At 73.1% G+C, this 25410-nt stretch carries 23 protein-coding genes, 1 tRNA gene and 1 pseudogene; 15 read left to right on the forward strand and 10 right to left on the reverse strand.

Annotated elements, in window-relative coordinates; translation table 11 throughout:
- The first annotated feature begins 470 nt into the window (after positions 1-470).
- Positions 471-2156, forward strand: coding sequence for an MFS transporter (locus ACZ60W_RS34920; protein ID WP_469759436.1), 1686 nt, complete (start codon positions 471-473; stop codon positions 2154-2156).
- Between the two features lie 55 nt (positions 2157-2211).
- Here the strand turns inward: ACZ60W_RS34920 and ACZ60W_RS34925 are convergent, their stop codons facing one another.
- A complete protein-coding gene (locus ACZ60W_RS34925) occupies positions 2212-2664 on the reverse strand; it encodes an SRPBCC family protein (RefSeq protein WP_469759437.1) in 453 nt (150 codons plus the stop codon).
- A gap of 384 nt (positions 2665-3048) precedes the next feature.
- Here ACZ60W_RS34925 and ACZ60W_RS34930 point away from each other — a divergent pair, with 384 nt between their 5' ends.
- The 4 genes from ACZ60W_RS34930 (at position 3049) to ACZ60W_RS34945 (ending at position 6004) form a co-directional block, all read left to right on the forward strand.
- The gene (locus tag ACZ60W_RS34930; protein WP_469759438.1) at positions 3049-3537 is read left to right on the forward strand and encodes a DUF1269 domain-containing protein; all 489 of its coding nucleotides are present in this window, start codon (positions 3049-3051) and stop codon (positions 3535-3537) included.
- A 151-nt stretch (positions 3538-3688) separates the two neighbouring features.
- Entirely contained in the window at positions 3689-4783 is a 1095-nt protein-coding gene (locus ACZ60W_RS34935) for a baeRF3 domain-containing protein (protein ID WP_469759439.1), read from the forward strand.
- 2 nt (positions 4784-4785) lie between these two features.
- A complete protein-coding gene (locus ACZ60W_RS34940; RefSeq protein WP_469759440.1) occupies positions 4786-5481 on the forward strand; it encodes an FxLYD domain-containing protein in 696 nt (231 codons plus the stop codon).
- Between the two features lie 22 nt (positions 5482-5503).
- Positions 5504-6004, forward strand: a complete 501-nt coding sequence (locus tag ACZ60W_RS34945; RefSeq protein WP_469759441.1) for a DUF1269 domain-containing protein — start codon at positions 5504-5506, stop codon at positions 6002-6004.
- 99 nt (positions 6005-6103) lie between these two features.
- Here ACZ60W_RS34945 and ACZ60W_RS34950 read toward each other — a convergent pair whose 3' ends face one another.
- The 4 genes from ACZ60W_RS34950 to ACZ60W_RS34965 form a co-directional block, all read right to left on the reverse strand.
- Complete coding sequence (locus tag ACZ60W_RS34950) at positions 6104-7366, reverse strand: arginine deiminase (protein ID WP_469759442.1); 1263 nt, start codon at positions 7364-7366, stop codon at positions 6104-6106.
- 90 nt (positions 7367-7456) lie between these two features.
- On the reverse strand, positions 7457-8917 hold the full coding sequence (locus ACZ60W_RS34955) for a basic amino acid/polyamine antiporter (protein ID WP_469759443.1): 1461 nt from the start codon (positions 8915-8917) through the stop codon (positions 7457-7459).
- Between the two features lie 345 nt (positions 8918-9262).
- Positions 9263-9772: a hypothetical protein gene (locus tag ACZ60W_RS34960; protein WP_469759444.1), complete on the reverse strand. Its 510-nt coding sequence runs from the start codon at positions 9770-9772 to the stop codon at positions 9263-9265.
- Positions 9773-9865: 93 nt separating this feature from the next.
- Entirely contained in the window at positions 9866-10375 is a 510-nt protein-coding gene (locus tag ACZ60W_RS34965; protein WP_469759456.1) for an ArsI/CadI family heavy metal resistance metalloenzyme, read from the reverse strand.
- A gap of 105 nt (positions 10376-10480) precedes the next feature.
- Here ACZ60W_RS34965 and ACZ60W_RS34970 point away from each other — a divergent pair, with 105 nt between their 5' ends.
- From ACZ60W_RS34970 to ACZ60W_RS34985, 4 genes are read left to right on the forward strand one after another with little or no spacing between them, the layout of a single operon-like run.
- Positions 10481-10870, forward strand: coding sequence for an ArsR/SmtB family transcription factor (locus ACZ60W_RS34970; RefSeq protein ID WP_469759445.1), 390 nt, complete (start codon positions 10481-10483; stop codon positions 10868-10870).
- The gene (locus tag ACZ60W_RS34975; RefSeq protein ID WP_469759446.1) at positions 10867-11607 is read left to right on the forward strand and encodes an aquaporin; all 741 of its coding nucleotides are present in this window, start codon (positions 10867-10869) and stop codon (positions 11605-11607) included. Before ACZ60W_RS34970 ends, ACZ60W_RS34975 begins: the two co-directional genes overlap by 4 nt.
- 27 nt (positions 11608-11634) lie before the next feature.
- On the forward strand, positions 11635-12051 hold the full coding sequence (locus ACZ60W_RS34980; RefSeq protein ID WP_469759447.1) for an arsenate reductase ArsC: 417 nt from the start codon (positions 11635-11637) through the stop codon (positions 12049-12051).
- Positions 12048-12548 (forward strand): GNAT family N-acetyltransferase, encoded by a 501-nt coding sequence (locus ACZ60W_RS34985; RefSeq protein WP_469759448.1) that lies wholly within the window; start codon positions 12048-12050, stop codon positions 12546-12548. The genes ACZ60W_RS34980 and ACZ60W_RS34985 overlap by 4 nt, the downstream gene beginning before the upstream one ends.
- 142 nt (positions 12549-12690) lie before the next feature.
- Here the strand turns inward: ACZ60W_RS34985 and ACZ60W_RS34990 are convergent.
- Positions 12691-12763, reverse strand: a tRNA-Arg gene (locus tag ACZ60W_RS34990).
- A 127-nt stretch (positions 12764-12890) separates the two neighbouring features.
- On the opposite strand from ACZ60W_RS34990, the gene ACZ60W_RS34995 reads away from it, so the two are divergent.
- Complete coding sequence (locus ACZ60W_RS34995) at positions 12891-14546, forward strand: class I adenylate-forming enzyme family protein (protein WP_469759449.1); 1656 nt, start codon at positions 12891-12893, stop codon at positions 14544-14546.
- A gap of 105 nt (positions 14547-14651) precedes the next feature.
- Here the strand turns inward: ACZ60W_RS34995 and ACZ60W_RS35000 are convergent, their stop codons facing one another.
- Positions 14652-15923: a M6 family metalloprotease domain-containing protein gene (locus ACZ60W_RS35000; RefSeq protein ID WP_469759450.1), complete on the reverse strand. Its 1272-nt coding sequence runs from the start codon at positions 15921-15923 to the stop codon at positions 14652-14654.
- A 299-nt stretch (positions 15924-16222) separates the two neighbouring features.
- On the opposite strand from ACZ60W_RS35000, the gene ACZ60W_RS35005 reads away from it, so the two are divergent.
- On the forward strand, positions 16223-16894 hold the full coding sequence (locus tag ACZ60W_RS35005) for a TetR/AcrR family transcriptional regulator (protein WP_469759451.1): 672 nt from the start codon (positions 16223-16225) through the stop codon (positions 16892-16894).
- 169 nt (positions 16895-17063) lie between these two features.
- Positions 17064-18593: an MFS transporter gene (locus ACZ60W_RS35010; RefSeq protein ID WP_469759452.1), complete on the forward strand. Its 1530-nt coding sequence runs from the start codon at positions 17064-17066 to the stop codon at positions 18591-18593.
- A 216-nt stretch (positions 18594-18809) separates the two neighbouring features.
- Here ACZ60W_RS35010 and ACZ60W_RS35015 read toward each other — a convergent pair whose 3' ends face one another.
- The gene (locus ACZ60W_RS35015; protein ID WP_469759453.1) at positions 18810-19316 is read right to left on the reverse strand and encodes a MarR family winged helix-turn-helix transcriptional regulator; all 507 of its coding nucleotides are present in this window, start codon (positions 19314-19316) and stop codon (positions 18810-18812) included.
- A 127-nt stretch (positions 19317-19443) separates the two neighbouring features.
- On the opposite strand from ACZ60W_RS35015, the gene ACZ60W_RS35020 reads away from it, so the two are divergent.
- On the forward strand, positions 19444-20211 hold the full coding sequence (locus ACZ60W_RS35020; protein WP_469759457.1) for a dioxygenase family protein: 768 nt from the start codon (positions 19444-19446) through the stop codon (positions 20209-20211).
- Positions 20212-20217: 6 nt separating this feature from the next.
- On the opposite strand, the pseudogene ACZ60W_RS35025 reads toward ACZ60W_RS35020, so the two are convergent.
- Positions 20218-21224 (reverse strand): annotated as a pseudogene (locus tag ACZ60W_RS35025) (questin oxidase family protein).
- Between the two features lie 380 nt (positions 21225-21604).
- Between ACZ60W_RS35025 and ACZ60W_RS35030 the strand changes: the two are divergent.
- Entirely contained in the window at positions 21605-22606 is a 1002-nt protein-coding gene (locus ACZ60W_RS35030) for a sigma-70 family RNA polymerase sigma factor (protein ID WP_366308676.1), read from the forward strand.
- A 76-nt stretch (positions 22607-22682) separates the two neighbouring features.
- Here the strand turns inward: ACZ60W_RS35030 and ACZ60W_RS35035 are convergent, their stop codons facing one another.
- Entirely contained in the window at positions 22683-23642 is a 960-nt protein-coding gene (locus tag ACZ60W_RS35035) for a helix-turn-helix transcriptional regulator (protein WP_469759454.1), read from the reverse strand.
- Between the two features lie 62 nt (positions 23643-23704).
- On the opposite strand from ACZ60W_RS35035, the gene ACZ60W_RS35040 reads away from it, so the two are divergent.
- On the forward strand, positions 23705-25234 hold the full coding sequence (locus tag ACZ60W_RS35040) for an MFS transporter (protein WP_469759455.1): 1530 nt from the start codon (positions 23705-23707) through the stop codon (positions 25232-25234).
- Positions 25235-25410 lie beyond the last annotated feature (176 nt).

The following is a 25410-nucleotide window of genomic DNA, read 5'->3' on the forward strand; positions in this document are numbered from 1 at the left end:
TTTGTGGTCCTTGTGTCGCTGGCTTGTGATCTGTTGGGGCCCCTCCCGCGGGAGAAGCACCCCCTTTGTGCTACCGGCCCTCCAAAATTATTCTTCCCCCCCCCCCCCCCCCCGGGCCGGGCGGCCACCCCGCCCGGCCGGGCGCCCCGGAACCCCGGGGCGCCCGGCTGTTAGCGTTTCCGGGGGACGAGAAGCACGCGCGATCCACGCGAGAAGCGAGACGGGCAGCACGGGAAAGGGCCGCAGTGACCACCGCCGAGCCGAGACGCGCCGACCGCGCGGACTCCGACGCCGACGCCTACCGTGGGACGCGTGACACCCGCGACGCTCGTGACGCCGTCGGCGGCCCGGGCGCTGATACCGGGCCCTCTTCGCTCTCGCGAATAGTGCTTCCGACCCAGCGTCCCGCCCCCGCGCCCGTATCGGCCTCGCCCGCTCCTCCGCCGCGGCGCAAGCGCCGCTACACCGTCATGGCGGCCACCGGACTCGCCGCCCTCACCCACGTCCTGTGGTTCTTCTTCTTCGCGAACAGCGGCGGTGACCTCGCCGCGCAGGACGCCTGGGCCGAGTTCGTCGGCCGGCACCCGGACTCCGCGTACAACCTGGCCTGGTACGGCGGGATGCACCCCGTCTCGTACAGCGTCGTCTCGCCGTATCTGATGTCGCTGCTCGGCGTCCGCAGCACCATGATGGTCGCCGGCACCCTGTCGGCCCTGCTGACCTCGCTGATCCTCGTGCGGGTCCCGGCCGTCCGGAACCCGCTGGCCTGCTCGGTCGCGGCCGTCTTCGCGTTCCTCTGCAACGCCCTGTCGGGCCGGGTCACCTTCGGCCTCGGCATGATGTTCGCGCTCGGCGCCGTCGCCGCCGTCTTCTGCTGGCCGCACCGCTGGCGCCGCAAGCGCTGGGCCAAGGCCGTGGTCGCCGCCCCGCTCGCCGGACTCGCCACCGCGTGCAGCCCGGTCGCCGGACTCTTCCTGGGCATCGCGGCGGCGGCGCTCTTCCTCAACAAGCGGCGTCCCGGCGCGTACGCCCTCGGCCTGGCCCCGGTCGCCGTGGTCGCGCTCTCCTCCTGGCTCTTCCCCTTCTCCGGCACCCAGCCGATGGCCTTCGGCTCGACCGCCCTGCCCCTCGCCTTCGGCGCCCTGGTCTTCCTGCTCGTCCCGTCGGACTGGCGCACGGTCCGCACCGCCGCCGCCGTCTACACCGTCGGCACGCTGCTCACCTGGCTGATCGACTCGCAGATCGGCTCGAACATCTCCCGGCTTCCGATGCTGTTCGCCGGGGTCGCGCTGCTCGCCGCCCTGCCGTACACGGCGCCGCGCTCACGCCGCTGGTACGCCCTGCTGCTCGCCTTCGCCGGGCTCAACTTCTGGATCGGCTTCAAGGGCGTCGACGACGTCATCCGCACCGCCCCCGACGCCTCCTGGGCGCGCGAGCTGGCCCCGCTGGTCAACCAGCTCCAGGTGCGCGACGCCCGCAAGGCCCGGGTCGAGGTCGTGCCGGCCTCCAGCCACCGCGAGTCCTCCGCCCTCAGCCCGTACATCAACCTGGCGCGCGGCTGGAACCGCCAGGCCGACATGGAGCGCAACCCGCTCTTCTATGACGACACCCTCGACGCCGCGAACTACCAGGACTGGCTCGACCGCTGGGCCGTCGCCTATGTGGTCCTGCCCACCGGCGCCCCCGACTCCGGCGCCGAGCGCGAGGCGGAGCTCGTCGAGGACGGCCTGCCGTACCTGAAGCAGGTCTGGTCCGACGAGAACTGGCGCCTCTTCGAGGTCGAGAACCCGACGCCGCTGGCCGACCCGCCCGCGAAGGTCCTCAGCGCGGAGGAGAACGAGGTCGTCATCCGCGTCGAGAGCCCCGGCCGGGTCCTCATCCGGGTGCCCTACTCGCCCTGGCTCGCCCTCGTCGACGAGAACGGCGGCAAGATCGAGGCGCCCCAGGAGACCGAGGCGTCCAAGCTGGCCCGCGAGGAGTCCGACACCGAGATCCCGAAGGTGTTCGCCAACGAGAAGGGCTGCCTCTTCAAGGCCGAGGCGGACACCGAGGGCGACGAGTGGACGACGCTCGTCGCACCCGAGGCGGGCGTCTACCGCCTCGCCGCCCCGTACAAGCTCTCCCGCGGCACGGCCTGTCCGGAGGAGCTGCGCTGACCCGCCGCGCGCGTGCGGGGTCCCGCCGGGGTCCCGCGCCCGGGCGGAGGGCGCCTCACGGCGCGCGGTAGCCGGCCAGCATCCGCCGCATGGCGAAGGCGTGGCCGCCGCTGCCGATGACGAGGAGCCGGTAGACCCGCCCCGCCGGCCCGGGGAAGACCGCCCGGGTCTCGGCCGCCAGCCGCGTCCGGCCGTCCTCCAGGGGCTCGATCCGGAAGACCAGGCCGTACGTCGAGAACCGGTGCGAGCCCGCGAGCGCCAGCGTGCGCCCCGGGACCGCCGCGACCACGCGGAAGCCGGGGTACTCCGAGCCCTCCGCAAGCGGCCGCGGACCGGCCGCCTCCCGCGGGTCGCCGCCCACCAGCCGGACGTACCTCGCCCCGCCCGCACCGGACAGCGAGCGGTCCAGGCGCCGGACGAGCCGGCCCCAGACCTCCTCGGCCCCGGCGTCCACCGTCACGGTGTGCTCGTCCACGAACGGCAGCCGCCCCGCCGCATCCGTCGTCATCGCCGATCCCCCCGGTCGCACGTGATCACGATCCGATGCTAGGGGCTGTCGTCAAAATCCCCTCGTTGCCCGAAGGGCGGCCCTGCGGCGTCTGGTGCGTGCTCTCGGTGTGCCGGGTGGAAGTGCTCGTACTGGACGTACTCGTGCTTTCGCCCGGTGCGGCGAGAGCGCGTGCCAGGCGTCGCGGGGCAGAGGGGATTTTGACGACAGGCCCTAGGGGCTGTCCGGCCGGTCGGACCGTGCTTCCCCGTGCTTCCCCGTGCCTCCGCGGCACCCGGGCCGCGGCTCCGCCGGGTCCACCGAGTCGCGAACACGGACATTACGGACGAGGATGACGAACCGTGGACCTTGGCGCCCCATGGCGCCCCCGGGAGGTGGACAGGGATGTCCGAGCTCATCGTCATCGGCTACGACGACCTCGACCGGGCCGAGCAGGCGTTCGGCACGGTGCAGGAGCTCCAGCGCGACCAGGTCGTGCGCCTGAACGGACTCGCCGTGGTCTCCGTCGACGCCGAGGGCCGCACCCACGTCGACACCTCCAGCCGCGTCGTCGGCGCCACCGCCGCCACCGGCGCCCTGTGGGGAGCGATCTTCGGCATCCTCTTCCTGATCCCGGCCGTCGGCCTGCTCACCGGCGCGGCCCTCGGCGGACTGGTCGGCAGGCTCGCCAAGTCCGGGGTCGACGACCGCTTCCGCGAACAGGTCGGCGCACTCCTCCGGCCGGGCTCCGCGGCCGTCGTCCTCATGGCCTCGAAGCTCACCGAGGACAAGTTCACCGCCGCCATGCAGCGGCACGGCGGCACGCTCCTGAAGACCTCGCTCAGCGACCAGGACGAGAAGGAGCTCGCCGAGCAGCTCACCGGATCCCCCTAGCCCCGCCCCGGACGCCGGGCACGGCAGCCGCGAGGCACCGGGCGAGGGGAACCCCCCGAGGCGCCCGGCCACGGAAGCCCTCCCCCGGCCCCGGCCCCGGCAGCCCCGGACCATCCGGCCCCCAGCAGCCCCCTCACGCGAAAGGCCCCCCATGCACCCCGCGCTCAGCACCGACGTGCTCGCCGACCTGCGGCGGCCCCGGCCCTACCCCGCCCTGTCGCTCGTGATGCCGACCCACCGCCGCGAGCCGGACAACACCCAGGACCCCGTACGGCTGCGCAACCTGCTGGCCCGGGCCGAGAAGGCCCTCCAGGAGGACCCCGCCGTCACCCGGGAACGACGCGCGGAGGTGCTGAGCGAGCTGCAGCGGGCCGCCGCCGACGTCGACCTCGCACACGCCGAGGAGGGCCTCGTCATCCATGTGGCCCCCGGCGAGCACCACGTGTGGTCGCTCGCCCGCAGCGTCCCCGAACGCGTCGTCGTCGCCGACACCTTCCTCACCCGCAACCTCGTCGCCGCCGAGGCCGCCGAACGGCCCTACTGGGCGCTGGCCCTGGCCGCGGACCGGATCTCGCTGTGGAGCGGCGGGCCGGAGCGGGCCGTCGAGCACACGGAGGACGGCTTCCCGCTGACGCGGAGCCTCGCCGACCCGGACGCCGAGCGCAAGGAACGCGTCGGCGACCTGCCGAGCACCTTCCGCGACGAGGACGCGCGGGCCTTCTTCCGCCAGGCGCACGAGGCGCTGCGGACCGTCCTCGCCTCCTCGCCCCGCCTGGTGTACGTCATCGGCGAGGCGCCCGCGGTCGCCCTCCTGGAGGACACCGGCCCGCTGCCCCAGGGCACGACCTCCGTCCCGCACGGCGGTCTCGCCGCCGGACCCGAGGACGCCGTCCGCGCGGCGCTCGCCCCGCTCCTCTCCGCACAGCGGGAGGCCCTCACCACCACCGTGCTGGCCGAGCTGGACGCGGCGCGCGGCCGGCACGAGTACGCCGGTGGCCTCGACGAGGTCCACCAGGCCGTGCGGGACGGCCGGATCCGGCTGCTCGCCGTCGAGGAGCACTTCCGCACGACCGTGACCGACCACGGCGACCACCTCGAACCCGCGCGGAGCTCCGACCTCGACTCCCGCGACGACATCGTGGACGAGATCGTCGAGCAGGCCCTGGAGAAGGGCGCCGAGGTGCGGTTCGTCCCCGACGACGCCCTCACGGAGTCCGCCCGCATCGCCGCCGTACTGCGCTACTGACCATGACCGAACCCCCCACGGCACCGGAGGAGACCGGCGTGCACACCTCGGAAGACCACGGGCGGCGATCCGCCCGGCCCGGGACGGTCCGGGCCAGGGCGGCGGGCGCCGCACTGGCCGTCGTCCTCACCACCCTCGGCGCGGCCGGCCTCGCGGCCTGCGACGGCGGCGGCGACGACACGAGCTCCACCCCGAGCTTCAGCGACCGGCCCTCGGCGCCGGACACCGCGTCGTTCTCCGGCGAGGCGCCCTCCGCCGCCGCGTCGGCGGCGGAGTCGCGCATCGCCTCCGCCCAGGCGTCCGCGTCCTCCGCCGCCGCCTCGGCCTCCGCGCGGGAGGCCGAGCGCAAGGCGTCGATCGGCGCCGAGGCCGAACGCTCCCGCAAGGCCGCCGAGAACGCGCTGAAGGGCGTCGAGGGCCGGGGCAACGCCCTGAACGAGGTCGCCATGACGGGCAAACCCCGGGCCGACGCCGGCGGTCTGCTCGCCGTCGTCGTCTCCATCACCAACAAGACGGACGAGAAGGCCTCCTACGCCGTCCAGGTCGACTTCCTCGACTCCTCCGGCAAGGTCGTCGAGACCCAGTTCACCGGTGCGGAGGACCTCCCGCCCGGCGGCCGCGCCCAGCCCCTGGTCATCAGCCGCGAGCCGGCCGAACCGGTGCTGACGCCGCGGCTCACCAAGGCCCAGAGGTACTGAGAACCGAGAGGGGATCCCCCGCATGTCCGAACTCATCGTCATCGGCTACGACGACCACGCCGTCGCGACCAAGGCGTTCAAGACGGTCCAGAAGCTCCGTGACGACCACGTCGTCACCCTCACCGGCCTCGCCGTCGTCCGGGTCGACGAGGACGGCGAGACCCATGTGGACACCCCTGCCAAGAGCGAGGAGATCGCCCTCTCGGCCACCGCCGGCGCCCTGTGGGGCCTGGTCTTCGGGATGGTCATCCTCACCCCGGTCATGGGTGTGGTGGGCGCGGCCATCGGCGGCCTCATCGGCAAGCTCAACCAGATGGGCGTCGACAGGGACTTCCGCACCAAGGTCGGCGACCTCCTGCGGCCCGGCTCGGCCGCCGTCGTGATCATGGCCTCGAAGATCACCGAGTCCCGGTTCGCCGCCGCCATGGAGCCCTTCGGCGGCACCGTCCTCAAGACCTCCCTCTCCGAGGCCGGCGAGCGCGAACTCGCCGAGCAGCTGGCGGGCCCCGAGGCGGCCGCCTGACGCCGGGCCCGTACGCCCCGCGCACCGACGGGCCGCCGCCCCTCCACCGGAACGGAGGGGCGGCGGCCCGTCGGCGGTCCGGGCGCCGGGCGCCGGGTCTCAGAAGTCGACCGCGTCCCGGATCAGCGGGCACGTCATGCAGTGGCCGCCGCCGCGCCCGCGGCCGAGCTCGGCGCCGACGATGGTGACGACCTCCACCCCCGCCTTGCGCAGCAGGGCGTTGGTCTGGGTGTTGCGGTCGTAGGTGAAGACCACCCCGGGTTCGACGGCGACGGCGTTGTTGCCGCTGTCCCACTGCTGGCGCTCGGAGGCGTAGACGTCCCCGCCGGTCTCGATCACCCGCAGTCCGGGCAGTCCCAGCCCCCGGGCGACGACGTCGACGAACGGGGTCGTGCCCTCGTCGGTGATCTCCACCCCCGGGGCCTTGTCGGAGGGCCGCAGCGAGAACGTGTGGACGGCGTCCATGATCGTCGGATAGAGCGTGACGATGTCGCGGTCGGCGAAGGTGAACACGGTGTCGAGGTGCATGGCCGACCGCAGCTTCGGCATCCCGGCCACGATCACGTGCCGGGCCGCGCCGCCGCGGAACAGCGCGGCGGCGACCTGCGTGACGGCCTGGCGCGACGTGCGCTCGCTCATCCCCATCAGGACGACGCCGTTCCCGACGGGCATGATGTCGCCGCCCTCGAACGTCGCCTGGCCCCAGTCCTGTTCGGGGTCCCCCCACCAGACCGTCGCGTCCCGGAAGTCGGGGTGGAAGGTGTACACGGCCTTCATGAGGAGGGTCTCGCCGTGCCGGGCGGGCCAGTACAGCGGGTTCAGGGTCACCCCGCCGTACAGCCAGCACGTCGTGTCCCGGGTGTACAGCGTGTTCGGCAGTGGCGGCATCAGGTACTCGCGCGCCCCCACGCCCTCCCGCGCCAGCGCCACGTACCCGGAGCGGAACTCGTCCGGCAGGTCCGCCGTCGACAGCCCGCCGACGAGGAACTCCGCCAGCTCGCGCGGGGGCAGCGACTCCAGGAAGGCCCGGGTGTCGTCGACCAGCCCGAGGCCGACCTCGTTGGGGACGATCTTCCGGTCCAGGAGCCAGGACCGGGCCCCCGGGACCGCCATCGTCTCCGCGAGCAGCGCGTGCAGCTCGACCACCTCGACCCCCCGCCGCGTCAGCTCGGCGACGAAGTCCGCGTGGTCCCGCTGCGCGTTCTCCACCCACATCACGTCGTCGAACAGCAGGTCGTCGGAGTTGGTCGGCGTCAGCCGCCGGTGCGCCAGACCGGGCGCGCAGACCAGGACCTTCCGCAGGCGTCCGACCTCGGAGTGGACGCCGAGCACGGACGCGCCCGTCGAGGTGTCAGAAGTCATGGTGCTGCTGCCTTTCCTGGAGGGGGGACGGCCGGAGGGGGGACGGTGCGGCGGCCGGCCGGGCACCGGCCGGCCCGGCGGGGCGCGCGGTCACAGCTCGATCCAGCCCAGCGCGAGCGCGATCACGCCGACGGCCGCGCCGGCGACGGAGACCGCGCAGAGGACGGCCTCGCCCGGCGAGAAGAGCCGCCGGTTCTGCTCCCGCCTGGCCTTGACGAACAGGAAGGTGGCGGGGGCGTAGAGGATGAAGGAGACGAGGACGAACTTCAGGCCGGCCGCGTACAGCAGGAACGCCGTGTACAGGGTGGCGACCGCGGCGACGACCAGCTCGCGCCGGGTGCTCCGCCCCACCGTGCCCTCCGCCCCCGGCCGCAGCGCGATCTTCAGCGCGAAGCCGGCCGCCAGCAGGAACGGGATGAGGCTCAGCGCGCTCGTCAGGTCGAGCGCGAAGTTGAACGCGTCGTCGGAGAAGGCCGTGACGACCAGGACGACCTGACTCAGCGACGTCGTCAGCAGCAGCGCGGGCGCGGGCACGTCGTCCCCGCTGGACCGTCCCAGGAACCGGGGCATGTCCTTGTCCTTGGCGGCGACGAACAGCACCTCGGCCGCCATCAGCGTCCAGGCGAGATAGGCGCCCAGGACGGAGATGATCAGGCCGACGCTCACGAACACCTTGCCCCAGGTGCCCACCGCCGCCTCCAGGACGCCCGCCATCGACGGCTGCCGGAGCTCGGCGATCTCGCTCATCGGCAGGATCCCGTACGACACGATCGTCACCGACGCGAAGATCGCGAAGACGCTCAGGAAGCCCAGCACCGTCGCCCGCCCGACGTCCTCCCGCCGCTTCGCGTGCCGCGAGTACACGCTCGCGCCCTCCACGCCCAGGAAGACGAACACGGTGGCCAGCATCGTGCCGCGCACCTGGTCGAAGAGCGAGCCCGCGTAGTCTGCGCCGCCGAAGTTGTCCGCGAACACCGACGGCTCGAAGTAGAACAGCGTGAGGAGGACGAAGACCACGATGGGGACGAGCTTGGCCACCGTCACGATCCGGTTGATCGCCGCGGCCTCCTTGACCCCCCGCCGGATCAGCAGGAAGAACGCCCACAGCCCCACCGACGACAGCACGATGGCGAGCGCCGTGTCCCCGTCGCCCAGCGCCGGGGCGATCGCCCCGATCGTCGACATGATCAGCACCCAGTAGGTCACGTTGCCCACGCAGGCGCTCGCCCAGTACCCGAAGGCCGAGAAGAAGCCCAGGTACTCCCCGAACCCCGCCTTCGCGTACGCGTACACCCCCGCGTCCAGGTCCGGCCTGCGCACCGCCAGCGTCTGGAACACGAACGCGAGCATCAGCATGCCCACCCCCGCCACCGCCCACGCGATCAGCGCCCCCGCGACGCCCGTCTCCTGCGCGAACCTCCGCGGCAGCGAGAAGACCCCCGCCCCCACCATCGACCCGACCACCATCGCGGTCAGCGTCAACAACGTCAGCTTCGCCGCCGGCGGCGCCCCACCCGCCCTCGCCTCGACACCAGCGTCCACGTCGGCCATGCGCCACCTCGTACTCGCCGCCAGCCCCCGCCCTCCCCCCGGAATCTAATCCACCCCCACCCCTTTGTCCCGATATACACCCCCATCCCTCCACCCCATCCCCCCATCCCTCCCCCCCGCCCGTGCCTCCCCTTCCCCTCGCCCGCGCCTCCCCTCACCCCCCGGACACGACGAAGGGCACCTGCCGGGATCGGCAGGTGCCCTTCTCCTTCGCCGTGCCCCCGGCAGGATGCGAACCCGCGACGCCCGCTCCCGGAGTTCGACCGGAAGCCGGTGGCGGCGATCCCGTCCGCCGGCACGACCGCCGTACGGCGACGCCCGTGCGCGCCGAGGCGGCACGGCGGGTCAGCACCAGGCGGATCCGTCATGGCCGGCCGTGACGTCCAGGCCGTACGCGCCGGCGCCGTCGCCGAGATCGCCGGGGAACCACACGCTGAGGTGTGCGGTGGTGCCCGCGACGGGCTTCTCGAAACAGAGCGCCGAGGTGTCGACCGCGGGGCTGCCGGGCTCCGGGGCCGGCGAAGCACCGACGCTCCCGAGTCGCCAGCCGTCTTCCGCGGCGGCCTGGCGGTAGAAGGCCAGTACCTCGGCCCGGGACGTCCCGTACCGGTAGTACTGCCCGGCGTAGGCGAACCCGTCGTCCTCGTCGCACCCGGAGTACCGGGCGCCCTTGGACCGCGTTCCGCTCGGGTGCGTGTCGAGGATGGACAGCGACGCCAGAGTGGGCGCGAGGTCCCGGTCGGCTCCGGTGCAGCCGTAGAGTCCACCCGACAGCGCCCACACGCCCGTTGCCGCCACGATGGCCATGCCGCCCGTGCCGAGGAGAACCGGCGTGGCCACCCTCTTCAGCTTCATGGCGCGGAGCGTAGCGGAGGGTGTCCGTGGAACAGGGCGCAGTCCAGGGGCCTTGCCGCGGCCTCCCGCCGATCCCGTTCGTGAGCCCAGGGCTCAGGCGCCACACGCGCAGCCGGCCGCCGCCTTCGCCTGCTCCGGGGTCTGCGTCGAGTCGAGGGCGCGCTCCTCGGGGGTGCAGCACGCCGTGGTGCCGCAGCAGGCGGCGGGAGCGGTCTCGGTGTTCTTGGCCAGGGTGTCGGCATCGGCCTTGACCACATAGACCTCCCAGGGCTCCTTGCCCGGTCCGGTGACCCAGACCTTGTCCTGGAGGGCGTAGCAGCAGGCGGTGTCGTTCTCCTCGAAGGCGGCCAGCCCGGCGTCCTTCAGGCGGGTGGTGGCAGCGGCGACCTGTTCGGTGCTCTCGACCTCCACGCCGAGGTGGTCGAGCCGGGTGTCCTCGCCGGCCTCGCCCTCGATGAGGACGAGCTTCAGGGGCGGCTCGGCCACGGCGAAGTTGGCGTATCCGGGGCGGCGCTTCGCGGGCTCGACACCGAACAGCTTCGAGTAGAACGCGACGGAGCCTTCGAGGTCGGCGACGCGGAGGGCGAGCTGGACGCGGGGCATGGCGGTCTCCCTGGTCTTCACGATCCGGCACTGCTTCGATGGATATCGATACAGCTTGGTGAGGTCGACGTTGCCACTGGATTAGATGGATGTCAACATAGACGTATGTCGAAATCAGAGGTGCCGGCGATGATCGGCCAGGACGACCAGAGGGCGTGCTGCTCCCCGATGGTCCGCGAGCCGCTGGGCGAAGAAGACTCCGTCGACCTCGCCAAGACGTTCAAGGCCCTGTCGGACCCGATCCGGCTGCGCCTGCTCTCGCTGATCGCCTCACACGAGGGCGGCGAAGCCTGCGTGTGCGACCTCACCGGCCCCTTCGACGTGTCCCAGCCGACGATCTCCCACCACCTGAAGGTGCTGCGGGACGCGGGCCTGGTGGGCTCCGAACGACGGGGCACCTGGGTCTACTACTGGGTGCTGCCCGCCGCTCTCGCCCGGCTCTCCTCCCTTCTCCGGACCCCGGCCGAAGCCGTACCGGCCGGGGCGGCCGGATGACGCCCTCCCTGGGCCGCCGCGCCCTGGCCGAGCTGATCGGCACCGCCGCCCTCGTCGCCATCGTGGTCGGCTCCGGCATCCAGGCCACCGAGCTGACCGACGACGTGGCCCTCCAGCTGCTCGCCGACTCGCTGGCCACGGTCTTCGGCCTCGGCATGCTCATCGCGCTGCTCGGCCCGGTCTCCGGGGCCCACTTCAATCCGGCGGTGACCCTGGCCGTGTGGTGGACCGGACGCCGCGATGAGGGCGGCCTGACACCGCGAGCCGTCGCGGCCTACGTGTCCGCGCAGACCATCGGCGGCATCGGCGGTGCAGTGCTGGCGAACGCGATGTTCGCCGAACCCCTCGTCCGGCTCTCCACGCACGACCGGTCAGCCGGTCACCTCTGGCTCGGCGAGATCGTCGCCACCACCGGCCTGGTCCTCCTGGTCCTCGGCCTGGGACGCACGGCCCAGCAGCGTCTCGGCCCGGTTCTCGTGGCGTCGTACATCGGCGCGGCCTACTGGTTCACCTCGTCCACCAGTTTCGCCAACCCGGCCGTGACGATCGCACGGACTTTCTCCGACACCTTCGCGGGCATCGCCCCCGGCTCCGTGCCGCCGTTCATCGCCTCCCAGCTCATCGGCGCCGGCGTCGGCGTCGCCCTCGCGGTCGCCCTCTTCGGCCGCCCCACGCCCGCCCCCGCGACGTCCCCCGCCGCGGCGGGGGAGCTCGAACTCGCCGCCGCCGACCGCTGAATCACCCCCGCCACAGAAAGTCCGCCCGTGACCACCGCGCTCCCGTCCGTACTCTTCGTCTGCGTCCACAACGCGGGCCGATCCCAGATGGCCGCCGCCTTCCTCGCCCGCCTGGGCGGCGATCGGGTGGAGGTCCGGTCAGCCGGTTCCGCCCCCACCGACGCGGTCAACCAGGCCGTCGTCGCGGCCATGGCGGAAGTCGGCATCGACATCTCCGCCGAGATCCCCAAGGTGCTCACCACCGAAGCCGTCCGTGCCTCCGACGTGGTCATCACCATGGGCTGCGGCGACGCCTGCCCCTACTTCCCCGGCAAGCGCTACCTCGACTGGAAGCTCGACGACCCCGCCGGCCAGGGCGTGGACGCCGTCCGCCCGATCCGCGACGCCATCGAGCAGCGCATCCGTGGCCTGCTGGGCGAGCTCGGCATCGAGCCGCGCCCATGAACACCACCGCACGCATCGCCACCATGCGGCCCGAACACGCCGAACAGGTCTTGAAGATCTATCAGCTCGGGATCGACACCGGGCACGCCACCTTCGAGACCGGTGCGCCCACCTGGGCGGAGTTCGACTCCTCCCGCCTGCCGGAGCACCGCTTCGTCGCTCTCGACCACGCGGACGACGCCGTCGGCTGGACCGCCGTGTCGCCCGTCTCGGATCGTTGCGCCTACGCGGGCGTGGTGGAGCACTCCGTCTACGTCCACCCTGACGCACGGAGCCAGGGCGTCGGACTCGCCCTGCTGAGAACGCTGCTGGCCTCGACCGACGCAGCCGGCGTCTGGACCGTCCAGTCCGGAGTCTTCCCCGAGAACACCGCCAGTCTGGCCCTCCACCACCGGGCCGGATTCCGCACGGTCGGAACGCGCGAGCGTCTCGGTCGCCTCCACGGAAGCTGGCGCGACGTCGTCCTGATCGAACGCCGAAGCCCGGCCGTGAGCTAGCACGCCCCCCTCAGCCGGATCGGCATCACCAGGGATGCGTCCCCACGCGTCGTCCAGGACACCCGGCGCGAGGCGATCAGCCACACGGACCGGCCCCAGACAAAGAGGCAGTCACCGCATGCGGTGACTGCCTCTTCCCTTGTGCCCCCGGCAGGATTCGAACCTGCGACACCCGCTTTAGGAGAGCGGTGCTCTATCCCCTGAGCTACGAAGGCGGTCGGCGGTGGGTCTGGTCGCCGGGGTCAGTGTAGCGGGTGGGGTGGTGAGGGTGGTGGGGTTGACCGGGTGGGAGGGGGTGCATAGCGTCGCGGAGGTGGGTGAGCGGGCGCTCAGGAGGGTGGCGTGGTGGCGGAGAGGCTGACGGCGGAGGGGGCGCCGTTCGAGGTGGTGGACGGGGTCTACGCGCACGGGCCGCGGACCTTGCGGGAGTTCGTGGAGGCGGTCTGGGGGTACGGGGACCGGGTGTTCCTCGTGGCCGAGGGCGAGCGGGTGACGTACCGGGAGTTCTTCGACGCGGCGTGCGGGCTGGCGCGGCGGTTGAGCGGGGAGTACGGGCTGCGGCCGGGGGAGCGGGCCGTCATCGCGATGCGGAACGTGCCCGAGTGGCAGGTGGCGTTCTGGGCGGCGCAGCTCGCGGGCCTGGTCGCGGTGCCGATGAACGCCTGGTGGACCGAGGAGGAGTTCGCGTACGCGCTCGGTGACTGCGCGCCGGGGGTGCTGCTGGTCGACGGGGAGCGGGTCGGCCGGGTGCGGGGCTGGGCCGCGGCGCACGGCGTGCCCGGGATCGTCTTCCGGGGCGAGGCGGAGGAGGGGTTCGCGGCGTACGTCGTCGACGACGACCCCCTGCTCGGGCCGCCGCCGGTCGACGTGCTGCCGGAGCACGACGCGACGATCGTCTACACGTCCGGCACCACCGGGCGGCCCAAGGGGGCCGTGGCCACCCACCTCGCGCAGGCCGGGGCCGCGATGAACCCGCGCTACTTCGCCGCCGCGGCGGCCCTCGCCCGCGGGGACCTGCCCGGCGTCGGGCCCGCTCCGGTGTCGCTGACGACCTTCCCCTTCTTCCACGTGGCCGCCTTCACCTCCTTCTACGGCGTGATGGCGGCCGGCGGGACCCTGGTGATGATGCGCAAGTGGGACGCCGCCGGCGCGCTGGAGCTGATCCGGAAGGAGGGCGTCACCCACTACGCGGGCGTGCCCACCACCGCGCTCCAGCTGCTCGCCCTCGCCCGCGAGACCGGCGACCCGCTGGAGACACTCACCCTGCTCAGCACCGGTGGCGCCGCCGCTCCGCCGGGCATCGTCGCCGGCGTCACCGAGGGGTACGGGCGGCGGATCGAGCCCCGCAACGGGTACGGCCTGACCGAGACCTGCGGGGGAGTCCTGTCGAACGTGGGGGCCGAGTACCGGGCGCACCCGGGAAGCGTCGGGCATCCCTCGCCGGTGACCGAGGTGCGCGTCGAGGTGCCGGACGCCGACGGCGTGGGCGAGCTGTGGCTGCGCGGGCAGTGCCTGGTCCGCGGGTACTGGGGCGACGAGGAGGCCACCCGGGCCGCGTTCGCCCCCGGCGGCTGGTTCCGGACCGGGGACCTCGCGCGCGTGGACGCGGACGGGCGCGTCAGCGTCGTCGACCGCCTCACCGACATGGTGATCCGCGGCGGGGAGAACGTGTACTGCGTCGAGGTCGAGGCCGTCCTGCACGACCACCCGGACGTCGTCGACGCCGCCGTGCTCGGAGTGCCGCACCCGCTGCTCGGGGAGGAGGTCGTGGCCGTCGTGCGGCTGCGTCCCGGCGCGGACCACGGCGACGTGGAGCGGCTTCGTGTCCATGTCGGGGCGCGCCTCGCCGCCTTCAAGGTGCCTGCCCGGGTGTACGTACGGGAGGGGGAACTGCCGCGGAACCCGACCGGGAAGATCCTCAAGAGGGAGCTGCGGGGGGATGTCCGAGGCGACGGCGGCGGCGACGACAGGGGCGACGGGGGCATCGGAGGCGCCTGAACGGGACAGAGTCGTACGGTCCCGGACCCGTTCCGCCCCGCCCCGCCCGGCCCCGCGCCGCTCCGGCCCGCACCGCCCCGGCCCGGCCCGGCCCGTGTGGCTTGCTCAGAGGCGGGTGATGCGGACGCGGTAGGTGCCGGTGGGGTCCTCGTCGAGGACGGTGATGCGGATGCCGTTGGCGCGGTCGGTGAAGGTCTCGCCGGGGCGGTAGGGGGCGTCGGAGAGCTCGGCGTGGACGTTGGCGCGGCGGGTGCAGCCGCCGCTGGCGTGGTCGCTGTCGGAGACGGTGACCGGGCCGTGGCCGGTGTCGACGTCGGACTCGACGCGGTAGACGAGGACGCCCTGCTCGCAGACGGCCTCGTCGTTGCCGTCCTTGCTGCGGACCTCGACGGCGTATCCGGAGGTCGCGGAGAGCGGGACGAAGGCGAGCTTGGGGCCGCCGGGGGCGGCGAGCGGGGTGAGGGAGTAGTCGCCGGTGCCGGTGCCCGAGACGCAGCTGACCTGGTCGTTGTCGAGCCAGCCCAGCTTCCACTTGTGCCAGCCGAGCAGGTCGTTGTTGGCGCCCCAGTCCTCGGACATGATGTCCCAGTGCCCGACGGTGCCGCCGCCGTCCGAGGTGTAGAGGTCGGGCAGACCGAAGACGTGGCCGTTCTCGTGGGGGAGGACGCGGTAGCCGGTCTCGGCGAAGCTGCCGGAGCCGTCGTCCTGGCGGCTGTAGACGAAGGACGTGTTGGCCAGCGGGACGCCGTCGGCGTAGGGGGCGTCGTCGTTGCCGGAGAAGGTCACGGACAGGACGGTGTCGAGGGCGGAGGGGCCGGCGTTGGGCGTGACGAGGACGTTGACGAGGTCGTAGGCGCTGAAGTCCACCCGGGGGTCGGCGGCCTTGACGATGTCCTCGACGAGGGCGCGGTAGCCCGGCTCGTACGGGGAGCCGCGCTCGATCCCGTACGCGGAGAAGGCGCGGGGCATCCGCAGCCAGTCGGGTATCGGGGCCTCGGCCCGGTAGTGCAGGCGGCCGTAGGAGCTGGTGCGGAACCAGTCGGCGGTCTGGGGGAAGAACTCGCGGAACCGGCTCATCGCGGTGCCCTCCCCGGGGGCGTCGGGGAAGTCGACCATCAGGTTGAGGGCCCTGACCTGGCCGGTGGACCGCACGTACCCGGGGGCGGTGGGCAGCCCCTCCGACATCTGCACGCCCATCGTCGTGGCGATGCGGCACGGCCCGAGCTGCGCCCCGCCCGGGGCGGCCGCCACCGGGCCGGCCGTCGCGGGGGCGGGGCCGGGCAGGGTGGTGCTCGCGGAGGCGAGGAGGGTGAGCGAGAGAGCCGTGATCGCCGCCAGGGCGACGGGTCTGCGTATCCGTCGGCGGGGGTGCTGCATACGGGCGCCTCTCCGGTGGGGGCAGGTCTGCGGCACGGGCCCGTGAGCGGGTCCGCGCTGTGCGATCAGCCTGTGACGGGTGGTGAGGGCGCGCGCGTCGGGTGGCCCGATCGTGGGTATTCCGGGGGGCCGTCGGCTTGTGACGCAGGTCACAAGAGGCTCGGGAAATAACCGGGGACCGGGTCCCCGTTTAACCCTGTGTTCAACGAAGTGGGGAATCCTTCCCCGGATGGTCCGGACGAGTGCTCCGCACGAGCACCCCGGACGACCGTCCCGAACGAGTGTGAGGAGGCCGTGGCGTGACCAGTCCCGCCGACACCGCGCCCGCCCGCCGCGTCCCCCGGCCGCGGGCCGACGCGCTGCGCAACCGCGAGCGGATCGTGACGGCGGCCCGCGAGATGTTCGTCGAGTTCGGGTCCCAGGTGCCCTACGACGAGGTCGCGCGCCGCGCCGGCGTCGGGAACGCCACGCTCTACCGGAACTTCCCCGAGCGCGCCGACCTCGTCCACGAGGTCGTCCTCTCGCTCATGGCGCGCGTCACCGAACTCGCCGAGCGGGCCGCGGAGGAGGAGGGCGACACCTTCGCCGCGCTCCGCCGCTTCACCCACGGGGCCGCCGACGAGCGCGTCGGGGCCCTGTGCCCGATGCTCGACGGTGCCTTCGACAAGGACCACCCCGACCTGATCGCCGAGCGCGACCGCCTGGAGGAGGCCGTGCAGGGCCTCGTCGAGCGGGCGCAGCGGGCCGGCCGGCTCCGCACCGACGTCGGTGTCGGCGACCTGATGGTGGCCCTGTCCCAGCTGACCCGGCCGCTGCCCGGATCGGGCTGCGCGTCCTTCGACCAGTTCGTCCACCGTCATCTGCAGCTGTTCCTCGACGGCCTGGAGACACCCGCCCGCTCCGAGCTGCCCGGAAGGGCGGCGACCCTGGAGGACCTGAGACGCGACGCCTGCGCGCCGCCGACCCCGTGACCGCACCGATCCCGTCGTGACCGCACCGATCCCGTCGTGACCACGCCGACCTCGCCCTGACCGCCGGCGTCGCCCGCGAGGGCGCGACGGCGCCGGGCCCGGACGCCCGCGTCACCCGCATTCCCTGAGACCGTTTTCCACCAGTACGCGCCAAGAGGTGGCCACACCCATGCCGAAAATCCCCGCGACCCCCGCGATCCAGGCCGACCCCGGTCGCTGGAAAGCCCTGATCTTCATCGCCCTCGCCCAGCTGATGGTCGTGCTCGACGCCACCATCGTGAACATCGCCCTGCCCTCCGCCCAGCAGGACCTCGGGATATCGGACGGCAACCGGCAGTGGGTCATCACGGCCTACGCCCTCGCCTTCGGCGGTCTGCTCCTCTTCGGCGGCCGCATCGCCGACCTGTGGGGCCGCAAGCGCACCTTCGTCACCGGCCTGATCGGCTTCGCCGCCGCCTCCGCCCTCGGCGGGGCCGCGACCGGCGAGGCGATGATGCTCGGGGCCCGCGCGCTCCAGGGCGCCTTCGGTGCGCTCCTCGCGCCCGCCGCGCTCTCGCTGCTCGCGGTGACCTTCACCGACGCCAAGGAGCGGGCCAAGGCCTTCGGCATCTACGGCGCGATCGCCGGTGGCGGCGGCGCCGTGGGCCTGATCCTCGGCGGTTTCCTCACCGAGTACCTGAACTGGCGCTGGACGTTCTTCGTCAACATCCCGTTCGCCGTCGTCGCCGCCGTGGGCGCCTACCTGGTGGTCCGCGAGCCCGCGGGCGGCCGCAACCGCTCGCCGCTCGACATCCCCGGCGTGATCCTGTCGACGCTGGGTCTGGTCTCGCTCGTCTACGGCTTCACCCGCGCCGAGTCCCAGGGCTGGAGCGACGCCGGCACGATCGGCCTGTTCGTCGGCTCCGCGGTGCTGCTCCTCGCCTTCGTCGTCACCGAGTCGAAGGTGAAGTCCCCGCTGCTGCCGCTGCGCGTGGTGACCGACCGCAACCGCGGCGGCGTCTACCTGTCGCTGGGTCTCGCGGTCATCGCGATGTTCGGCCTGTTCCTGTTCCTCACGTACTACCTCCAGGTCGTGAAGGGGTACTCGCCGGTCAAGACGGGCTTCGCGTTCCTGCCCATGATCGCGGGCATGATCATCGGCTCGACCCAGATCGGCACGCGGCTGATGACCCGCGTCCCGCCGCGGCTGCTGATGGCCCCGGGCTTCCTGACCGCCGCCGTCGGCATGCTGCTGCTGACGCAGCTGGAGATCGGCACCTCGTACGCCGGTCTGATCCTGCCCGCGCAGCTGCTGCTGGGTCTGGGCATGGGTACGGCGTTCATGCCGGCGATGTCGCTCGCGACGCTCGGCGTGGACCCGCGGGACGCCGGAGTGGCCTCCGCGATGGTCAACACCTCGCAGCAGGTCGGCGGCGCCATCGGCACGGCCCTGCTGAACACGATCGCCGCCTCGGCGACCACCGCCTACCTGGTCGACCACGCGGCCGGCGCGACCACTCCAGCCGCGCAGAAGCTGGTCCAGCTCCAGGGCATGGTCGAGGGGTACGCCGCGGCCATCTGGTGGGCGGTCGGCATCCTGGCCGTCTCGGCCACGATCGCCTTCGTGCTCATCAACACCGGCAAGCCGGGCGGCGGCACCGTCGCCGGCTCCGCCGAGAGCGCGGACGACGAGGTCAAGGTCCCCGTCATCGCCCACTGACGCGCGTCCGTCACCCGTACGGGCCCGCCCCGGCTCCGCTTCCGCAGCGGCGCCGGGGCGGGCCCGTTTCCGGTTCCGGTGCCCGCCGGTCCCGTTCCTGGGAGAGGTCCCGAGGGACGGGTCCCGAGGGGGGCCCGGGGAAAAGGCCCCGGGGGAGAGGTCCCGGCGAGACGGGTCCCTCGAAAGGGTCCCAGGGGGGAGGTCCCAGGAGGGAGGTCAGCGCAGCCAGGGGAGGTCGGCGCCGGCGTCGGCGGGTTCGAGGCCCTCGGCCATGACGCGCATGATCGCGCCGAGCTGGTCCACCTGCTCGGCGGAGAGGCGGTCGAAGAGGGCCTGGCGGACGGCGGCGACGTGGCCGGGGGCGTTCCGCCGGAGGACCTCGGTGCCCTCGTCGGTCAGCCGGGCGAACTGGCCGCGCTTGTCGGAGGGGCAGTTCTCGCGCAGGACCCAGCCGTTCTTCTCCAGCCGGGCGATCGCGTGGGAGAGCCGGGAGCGGGTGATCTTGGCGCTCCTGGCCAGCTCGGTCATCCGCATCCGCCGGCGCGGGGCCTGGGAGAGCTGGACGAGCAGTCCGTAGTAGATGTGCGGCATTCCGGCGTCGCGCTGCAACTGGCGGTCGAGGTGGTCCTCCAGGAGCGTGGTGGCGTGCAGGTAGGCGCGCCAGACGTGCTGCTCCTCGTCGCTGAGCCAGCGGGGTTCGGTCATGTCTCCCATGGTTCCCATCGTACGACTCATTCTTGAAAGTTGAACTATGTGGCGTTACGGTGTGAGCGAATAGCTTGAAACTTCAAGGATGAGGAGGGTGGTCGCCATGGACGCCACGCTGGAAACGGACGCCCGGCCCGCGCGGATGCCCGCGCTCTACCTGTCCCACGGCGCGCCGCCCCTCGCCGACGACCCCGTCTGGCCCGGCCAGCTCGCCGCCTGGTCCGCCACCCTGCCCCGTCCCACGGCGATCCTCATGGTCTCCGCCCACTGGGAGGAGGCCCCCCTCGCCCTCGGCGCGACCGAGACCGTGCCGCTGGTCTACGACTTCTGGGGCTTCCCCGAGCACTACTACCGCGTCCAGTACGCGGCCCCCGGCGCCCCGCAGCTCGCCGACGCCGTCCGCAAGCTGCTCCGCGCCTCCGGCACGCCCGTCCAGGACATCCCCGACCGGGGCCTCGACCACGGCGCCTACGTGCCGCTCGTCGAGATGTTCCCCGGCGCCGACGTCCCCGTCCTCCAGATCTCCATGCCGACGCTCGACCCCCGCCGGCTCATGGACATCGGACGCCGGCTCGCCCCGCTCCGCGACGAGGGCGTCCTCATCGTCGGCAGCGGCTTCTTCACCCACAACCTCGCCGCCCTGCGGCACACCGGCGGCGGGGTCCCCGGCTGGTCCGCCGAGTTCGACGCCTGGGGGCACGAGGCCCTCGCGGCACGGGACGTCGACGCGCTCCTCGACTTCGCGCACAAGGCCCCCGCCGGCCGCCTCGCCCACCCGCGCACCGAGCACTTCGCCCCGCTCTTCGTCACCATGGGCGCGGCGGACGCGGCCGGCGACCTCGACGCGGAGCGGTCGGTGATCGACGGCTTCTGGATGGGCCTCGCGAAGCGGTCCGTGCAGTTCGGCTGAGCCGGCTCAGAACACCGGCGGGGTCAGCTCCACCGAGCGGACGGCGGCCGCCAGCGCGAGCGGACCGCCCACGTCGAGCGCCGTGTCGGCGAACTTGATCGTGTGGTCGTCGCCGTGTGCCGCCGCCCGCTCGAAGACCTCCTCGGCCGTCAGCGGGGTCGGCCGGTACGGGGCGGCCTCCGCCGGGGTGTACGCGGCGGTCACCGCGGCCGCCGCCGCCCAGGCCGCCGCCAGGCTCGGCACCACAGCTCCCGGGGGAGCGCGGGCAGGGTCCGCAGGACGGCGTTCGGCGCCGTCGCCGCGCGCACCAGCATCACCGGCTCGCCGTGGCCGTGGGTCGCGTACCGGTGCGTCGCCGCCGCGACCAGCTCGGTCAGCAGCGCCCCCGCCGCGTCGGGGCCGGGCGCGGCGCCCCACCGCGGGAACGCCGTGAGCTGCGCGAGCCGGGTCCGTATCCCGCCGTCCCGCTCCGGGACCGGCGGTACGGCGTCCGGGGCGGCCGCCGCGGACGGCGCCGCGGCCAGCGGGGCGATCGGCGGCAGCGGCCTGTGGCGGGCCGCCCAGTACCCGAGGGCGTGCGCCGGCTCCGCGCGGCGCGGGGCCGTCTCGGGGGACGTCAGCAGCGTCCGTACGGCGTGACCGGTGCGGATCACCGGATGGGTCGCCCCGCCCGCGATGCCGGGGAGCAGCCGGGGCCACCAGGTGGCGAGCACCTCGCGCCAGGGGTGGTCGTCGAGCTCCCGGGCGAGGAAGCGGGTCCAGTCCGTGATCCGGGCCGGGTCGCCGAGCGCCTCCCGCCAGGTGTCCGCCGTGACCGGCCGGACGGCCGGCGGCGCCTCCTCCAGCTTCGGCGCGTAGCGGTCGAGCCGGCGATGGACGGTCTCCGCCCGGCCGTGGCGGACGAGGGCCTCGACGGCCATCGGGGCGTGGTTGGTGAGCCATCCGTGGCGTTCGGGTCCGGTGGCGTGGAGCCGTTCGAGGACCTCGTCGAGGGTGCCGCTGCTGTCGGTCATGCGGCCGACGCGTTTGACGACAGGCCCTAGGACGGCGTCCCCCGGGTCCGTGACGGGCCGCGGACCTGGTCCGCAGGGCGGAGGCAACCGCGCACCGTGCCCGGGCGTCTGAAGGGGTGGCGCCGCATGTGATCGCGGTCTCACCGACGGTGTGGTCGTGAACCCCCGCGAGGGGCGCCGCATCACCCTCCGTGCCCGGTCTGACCTGCGCCTCCGTGGGTAGACGAGGCATGCCCGGACGGGCGGCGGCCGCGCAGGATACTGCATGATCGCGAAAATCCATGTGCCGGGTGGGAATTCTGTCCTGATTCCAGTCGTTGTTTCCGTCGGATGCAGGGCACCCGGAAGGGTGTCGCGACCTACTCAGCAAGGGAGCACGCATGGCAACCCGTGCCGTCGCCCGTCGTCAGACCTCCGCCACGAGCGGGGCCGCACGGGCAAGCAGCGTTCGCGCCGTGGGCGGGGAGATCGCCGACCGCGACCTGGTCGGCATGTACCTCGACGAGATCGCGCGCACGCCCCTGCTCGACGCCGCCAAGGAGGTCGAGCTCTCCCAGACGATCGAGGCGGGCGTGTACGCCCAGGAGATCCTCGACGGGAACGCCGAGAGCGAGGCGGGCGGCGCGACCCGTGAGGAGCTCGAGGCGCTGGCCGCCGAGGGCGAGCGTGCCAAGGACCTCTTCATCAAGTCGAACCTGCGGCTCGTCGTGGCCGTGGCCCGGCGCTACCCGCGCAGCGGGCTGCCGCTGCTCGACCTGATCCAGGAGGGGAACGCCGGCCTGGTGCGCGCGGTCGAGAAGTTCGACTACGCGAAGGGCTTCAAGTTCTCCACCTACGCCACGTGGTGGATCCGCCAGGCCATCACCCGGTCCATCGCCGACCAGTCCCGGACCATCCGGCTCCCCGTCCACCTCGTCGAGGAGCTCGGCCGGATCCGTCGCGTGCAGCGCGAGTTCAACCGGGAGAACGGGCGCGAGCCCGAGCCCGCCGAGGTGGCCGCCGAGCTCGGCTCCACCCCGGAGCGGGTCACCGACGTCCTGGACTGGGCGCGCGACCCGGTCTCGCTGAACATGTCGGTGGACGACGCGGGCGAGACCCAGTTCGGCGACCTCCTGGAGGACACGTCCGCGATCTCCCCGGAGCAGTCGGTGCTCACCCTGCTGCGCAGCGAGGAGCTCGACGACCTCATCGACAAGCTGGACCACCGCACGGCGTCCATCATCCGCATGCGGTACGGCATCGAGGACGGCCGCGAGCGCACGCTGACCGAGGTCGGCAAGCAGCACGGCCTGACCCGCGAGCGCATCCGCCAGATCGAGAAGCACGCGCTCCTCGAACTGAAGAAGATGGCCCGCGACACCGGATTCGACGCGGTGGCCTGAGCCGGAGGGCGACGGTACGGCGGAGGGCCCCCGGAGGAGACGATCCTCGGGGGCCCTCCGCCGTGCCGTCGCCGGGTCAGGTCCGGGCCGCCGCCGTCAGCCGGGCCCCCAGGTCCTCCACGTACGCGTGCAGCGCGGGCGGGCCGTGGACGGTGAAGGGGGCGTCGACCAGGGCGAGGCGGAGCGCCAGCCACTCCACGGAGTCGGCGGAGCGGGTACGGAGCCGGCAGGTGCCCTCGCCCGTCGGGGCGGGCACCAGGTGCGACGGGAGCCGGGCGGTCACGAACTCCGCCGGCGCCTCGAAGGAGACGTCCAGCTCCAGCTCCGGCTGGAGCTGGGACATCGAGCGGACCAGGAGCTGCGCCGCGTCCCCGGCCGGCAGCTCCCGCGGGGTGAAGCGGGCACCGGTGGCGAGCGGGTCGGACACCCGGTCGACCCGGAAGGTCCGCCAGTCCTCCCGTCCCAGGTCGTAGGCGACGAGGTACCAGCGGCGGCCCGTGGAGACCAGCCGGTAGGGCTCGACCAGCCGCTTCGTCTCGGCGCCGTCGCCCGCCCGGTAGCCGAAGCGCAGCTTCTCGCGGCCGGTGACGGTGCCCGCGAGGGTGGTCAGCGTGGCCGGGGTGACCGTGGCGCCGTCGCCCCGGGTCAGCGGGATCGTCGCGTTCTGGAGGGTGGAGACCCGGTGCCGGAGCCGCGCGGGCAGCACCTGCTCCAGCTTCGCCAGGGCGCGTACGGACGCCTCCTCGACGCCCTCGATGGCGTGCCCGGCACCGGCCCGCAGGCCGACGGCGATGGCGACGGCCTCCTCGTCGTCGAGGAGCAGCGGCGGCATGGCCGTGCCGGCGACGAGGCGGTAGCCGCCCACCGAGCCGAGCGTGGCCTCGACGGGGTAGCCGAGGTCCCGCAGACGGTCGATGTCGCGCCGGATGGTGCGCGCGGAGACCGAGAGCCGTTCGGCGAGTTCGCTTCCGGGCCACTCGCGCGGGGTCTGGAGGAGCGAGAGCAGATTCAGGAGTCGTGCCGGGGTGTCCGTCATGCCCTCCAGGATGCGGCCGATCTAGGACATCATCCGACCTAGATCGGTCCTATCTTCTTCTCATGAGTTCACACGACGCCGTCACGGAAGCGGCCCCCACCGACACGGCGGACAAGCGGCGCTGGATCGCCCTCGCCATCGTCATGACCGCCGCCTTCATGGATCTGGTCGACGCCACGATCGTCAACATCGCGATCCCCAGCATCGAGCGGGACCTCGGCGCCTCCTTCGGGGCCATCCAGTGGATCACCGCCGGGTACGCGCTCGCCTTCGCGGCCGGTCTGATCACCGGCGGACGGCTCGGCGACATCTACGGCCGCAAGCGCCTCTTCCTCGTCGGCACGGCCGGCTTCACGCTCGCCTCGGCGCTCTGCGGCTTCGCGGCCAACCAGGAGATGCTGGTCGGCTCCCGCCTCCTCCAGGGCGCGGCCGCCGCGATGATGGTGCCGCAGGTCCTGTCGATCATCCACGTCACCTTCCCGGCGCACGAGCGCGGCAAGGTCTTCGGGATGTTCGGCGCGATCATCGGCCTCGGCGCCGTCTCCGGCCCGCTGCTCGGCGCGCTCCTCACGCAGTGGAACATCGCCGGTCTGGAGTGGCGCCCGATCTTCCTGATCAACCTGCCGGTCGGCATCGCCGGTCTGCTGCTCGGCCGGAAGTTCATCACCGAGTCCAAGGCCCCGAAGGCGCTCCGCCTGGACATCGTCGGCATGCTCCTCGTGACGGCCGCGCTACTCATGCTGATCTACCCGCTGACCCGCGGCCGCGAGCTGGACTGGCCGCTGTGGGGCCACCTGATGATGGCCGGCAGCCTCCTCGTCTTCGGCGCCCTCGTCGCGTACGAGAAGCACAAGACGAAGAAGGACGGCTCGCCGCTGGTCGAACTGTCGCTGTTCAAGGTGAAGAGCTTCGCCGCCGGCATCGCGGTCCAGCTCACCTTCGGCGTCGTGATGGGCATCTTCTTCCTGATCTGGACGCTGTACATGCAGATCGGGCTGGGCTGGAGCCCGCTGCGGGCCGGTCTCACCGGGGTGCCGTTCTCGATCGCGGTGTCGACGGCCGCCGGTCTCTCGGTCCAGAAGCTGGTCCCGCGCTTCGGCCGGAAGGTCCTCCAGGCCGGCGCGCTGACGATGATCGCGGGCGTGCTGCTCTACCTCTTCGAGGCCGGGCGGTACGGCAACGGGATCGCGTCCTGGCAGATGATCCCGCCGCTGGTCGTCATGGGCCTCGGCATGGGCCTGATCGTGGCGCCGCTGACCGACGCGGTCCTCTCGGAGGTGCCCAAGGAGCACGCGGGCTCCGCTTCGGGCCTGATCAACACGACGGGCCAGATGGGCAACGCGCTCGGGCTCGGCCTGGTGTCGGTGGTCTTCTTCGGCGTCATCGACGGCAAGCCCGCCCCGAAGTCCCCGGCCGAGGCCGGGGCGGCGTTCACGGACGCCTTCCAGAACGCGATGGGCTGGGTCGCGGGCGTGCTCGCGGTGATCTTCCTGGTGATGTTCGCGCTGCCGGCGAAGCCGAAGCAGCACGTGGAGGGCGGCGGCGACGAGGACGTCGTCGAGACCGAGAAGGAGCCGGCGCTCACCCACTGACCGCGGGGGGGGGGGGGGGGGGGGGGGGGGGGGGGGGGGGGGGGGGGGGGGGGGGGGGGGGGGGGGGGGGGGGGGGGGGGTGGGTGGGGGGGGGGGGGGGGGGGGGGGGGGGGGGGGGGGGGGGGGGGGGGGGGGGGGGGGGGGGGGGGGGGGGGGGGGGGGGGGGGGGGGGGGGG

The organism is Streptomyces sp. NPDC104202 (assembly GCF_055584185.1).

What these genes read in the sequence shown, in the direction of transcription:
- ACZ60W_RS34985 (WP_469759448.1), top strand. Translation starts at nt 12,048, where the DNA reads ATGAACACCACCGCACGCATCGCCACCATGCGGCCCGAACACGCCGAA.
- ACZ60W_RS35040 (WP_469759455.1), top strand. Translation starts at nt 23,705, where the DNA reads ATGAGTTCACACGACGCCGTCACGGAAGCGGCCCCCACCGACACGGCG.
- ACZ60W_RS34965 (WP_469759456.1), bottom strand. Translation starts at nt 10,375, where the DNA reads ATGCCCCGCGTCCAGCTCGCCCTCCGCGTCGCCGACCTCGAAGGCTCC.
- ACZ60W_RS34960 (WP_469759444.1), bottom strand. Translation starts at nt 9,772, where the DNA reads ATGAAGCTGAAGAGGGTGGCCACGCCGGTTCTCCTCGGCACGGGCGGC.
- ACZ60W_RS34970 (WP_469759445.1), top strand. Translation starts at nt 10,481, where the DNA reads ATGTCGAAATCAGAGGTGCCGGCGATGATCGGCCAGGACGACCAGAGG.
- ACZ60W_RS35030 (WP_366308676.1), top strand. Translation starts at nt 21,605, where the DNA reads ATGGCAACCCGTGCCGTCGCCCGTCGTCAGACCTCCGCCACGAGCGGG.
- ACZ60W_RS34930 (WP_469759438.1), top strand. Translation starts at nt 3,049, where the DNA reads ATGTCCGAGCTCATCGTCATCGGCTACGACGACCTCGACCGGGCCGAG.
- ACZ60W_RS34955 (WP_469759443.1), bottom strand. Translation starts at nt 8,917, where the DNA reads ATGGCCGACGTGGACGCTGGTGTCGAGGCGAGGGCGGGTGGGGCGCCG.
- ACZ60W_RS34940 (WP_469759440.1), top strand. Translation starts at nt 4,786, where the DNA reads ATGACCGAACCCCCCACGGCACCGGAGGAGACCGGCGTGCACACCTCG.
- ACZ60W_RS34950 (WP_469759442.1), bottom strand. Translation starts at nt 7,366, where the DNA reads ATGACTTCTGACACCTCGACGGGCGCGTCCGTGCTCGGCGTCCACTCC.
- ACZ60W_RS34920 (WP_469759436.1), top strand. Translation starts at nt 471, where the DNA reads ATGGCGGCCACCGGACTCGCCGCCCTCACCCACGTCCTGTGGTTCTTC.
- ACZ60W_RS35015 (WP_469759453.1), bottom strand. Translation starts at nt 19,316, where the DNA reads ATGGGAACCATGGGAGACATGACCGAACCCCGCTGGCTCAGCGACGAG.
- ACZ60W_RS34945 (WP_469759441.1), top strand. Translation starts at nt 5,504, where the DNA reads ATGTCCGAACTCATCGTCATCGGCTACGACGACCACGCCGTCGCGACC.
- ACZ60W_RS35010 (WP_469759452.1), top strand. Translation starts at nt 17,064, where the DNA reads ATGCCGAAAATCCCCGCGACCCCCGCGATCCAGGCCGACCCCGGTCGC.
- ACZ60W_RS35035 (WP_469759454.1), bottom strand. Translation starts at nt 23,642, where the DNA reads ATGACGGACACCCCGGCACGACTCCTGAATCTGCTCTCGCTCCTCCAG.
- ACZ60W_RS34935 (WP_469759439.1), top strand. Translation starts at nt 3,689, where the DNA reads ATGCACCCCGCGCTCAGCACCGACGTGCTCGCCGACCTGCGGCGGCCC.
- ACZ60W_RS34925 (WP_469759437.1), bottom strand. Translation starts at nt 2,664, where the DNA reads ATGACGACGGATGCGGCGGGGCGGCTGCCGTTCGTGGACGAGCACACC.
- ACZ60W_RS35000 (WP_469759450.1), bottom strand. Translation starts at nt 15,923, where the DNA reads ATGCAGCACCCCCGCCGACGGATACGCAGACCCGTCGCCCTGGCGGCG.
- ACZ60W_RS35020 (WP_469759457.1), top strand. Translation starts at nt 19,444, where the DNA reads ATGCCCGCGCTCTACCTGTCCCACGGCGCGCCGCCCCTCGCCGACGAC.
- ACZ60W_RS34975 (WP_469759446.1), top strand. Translation starts at nt 10,867, where the DNA reads ATGACGCCCTCCCTGGGCCGCCGCGCCCTGGCCGAGCTGATCGGCACC.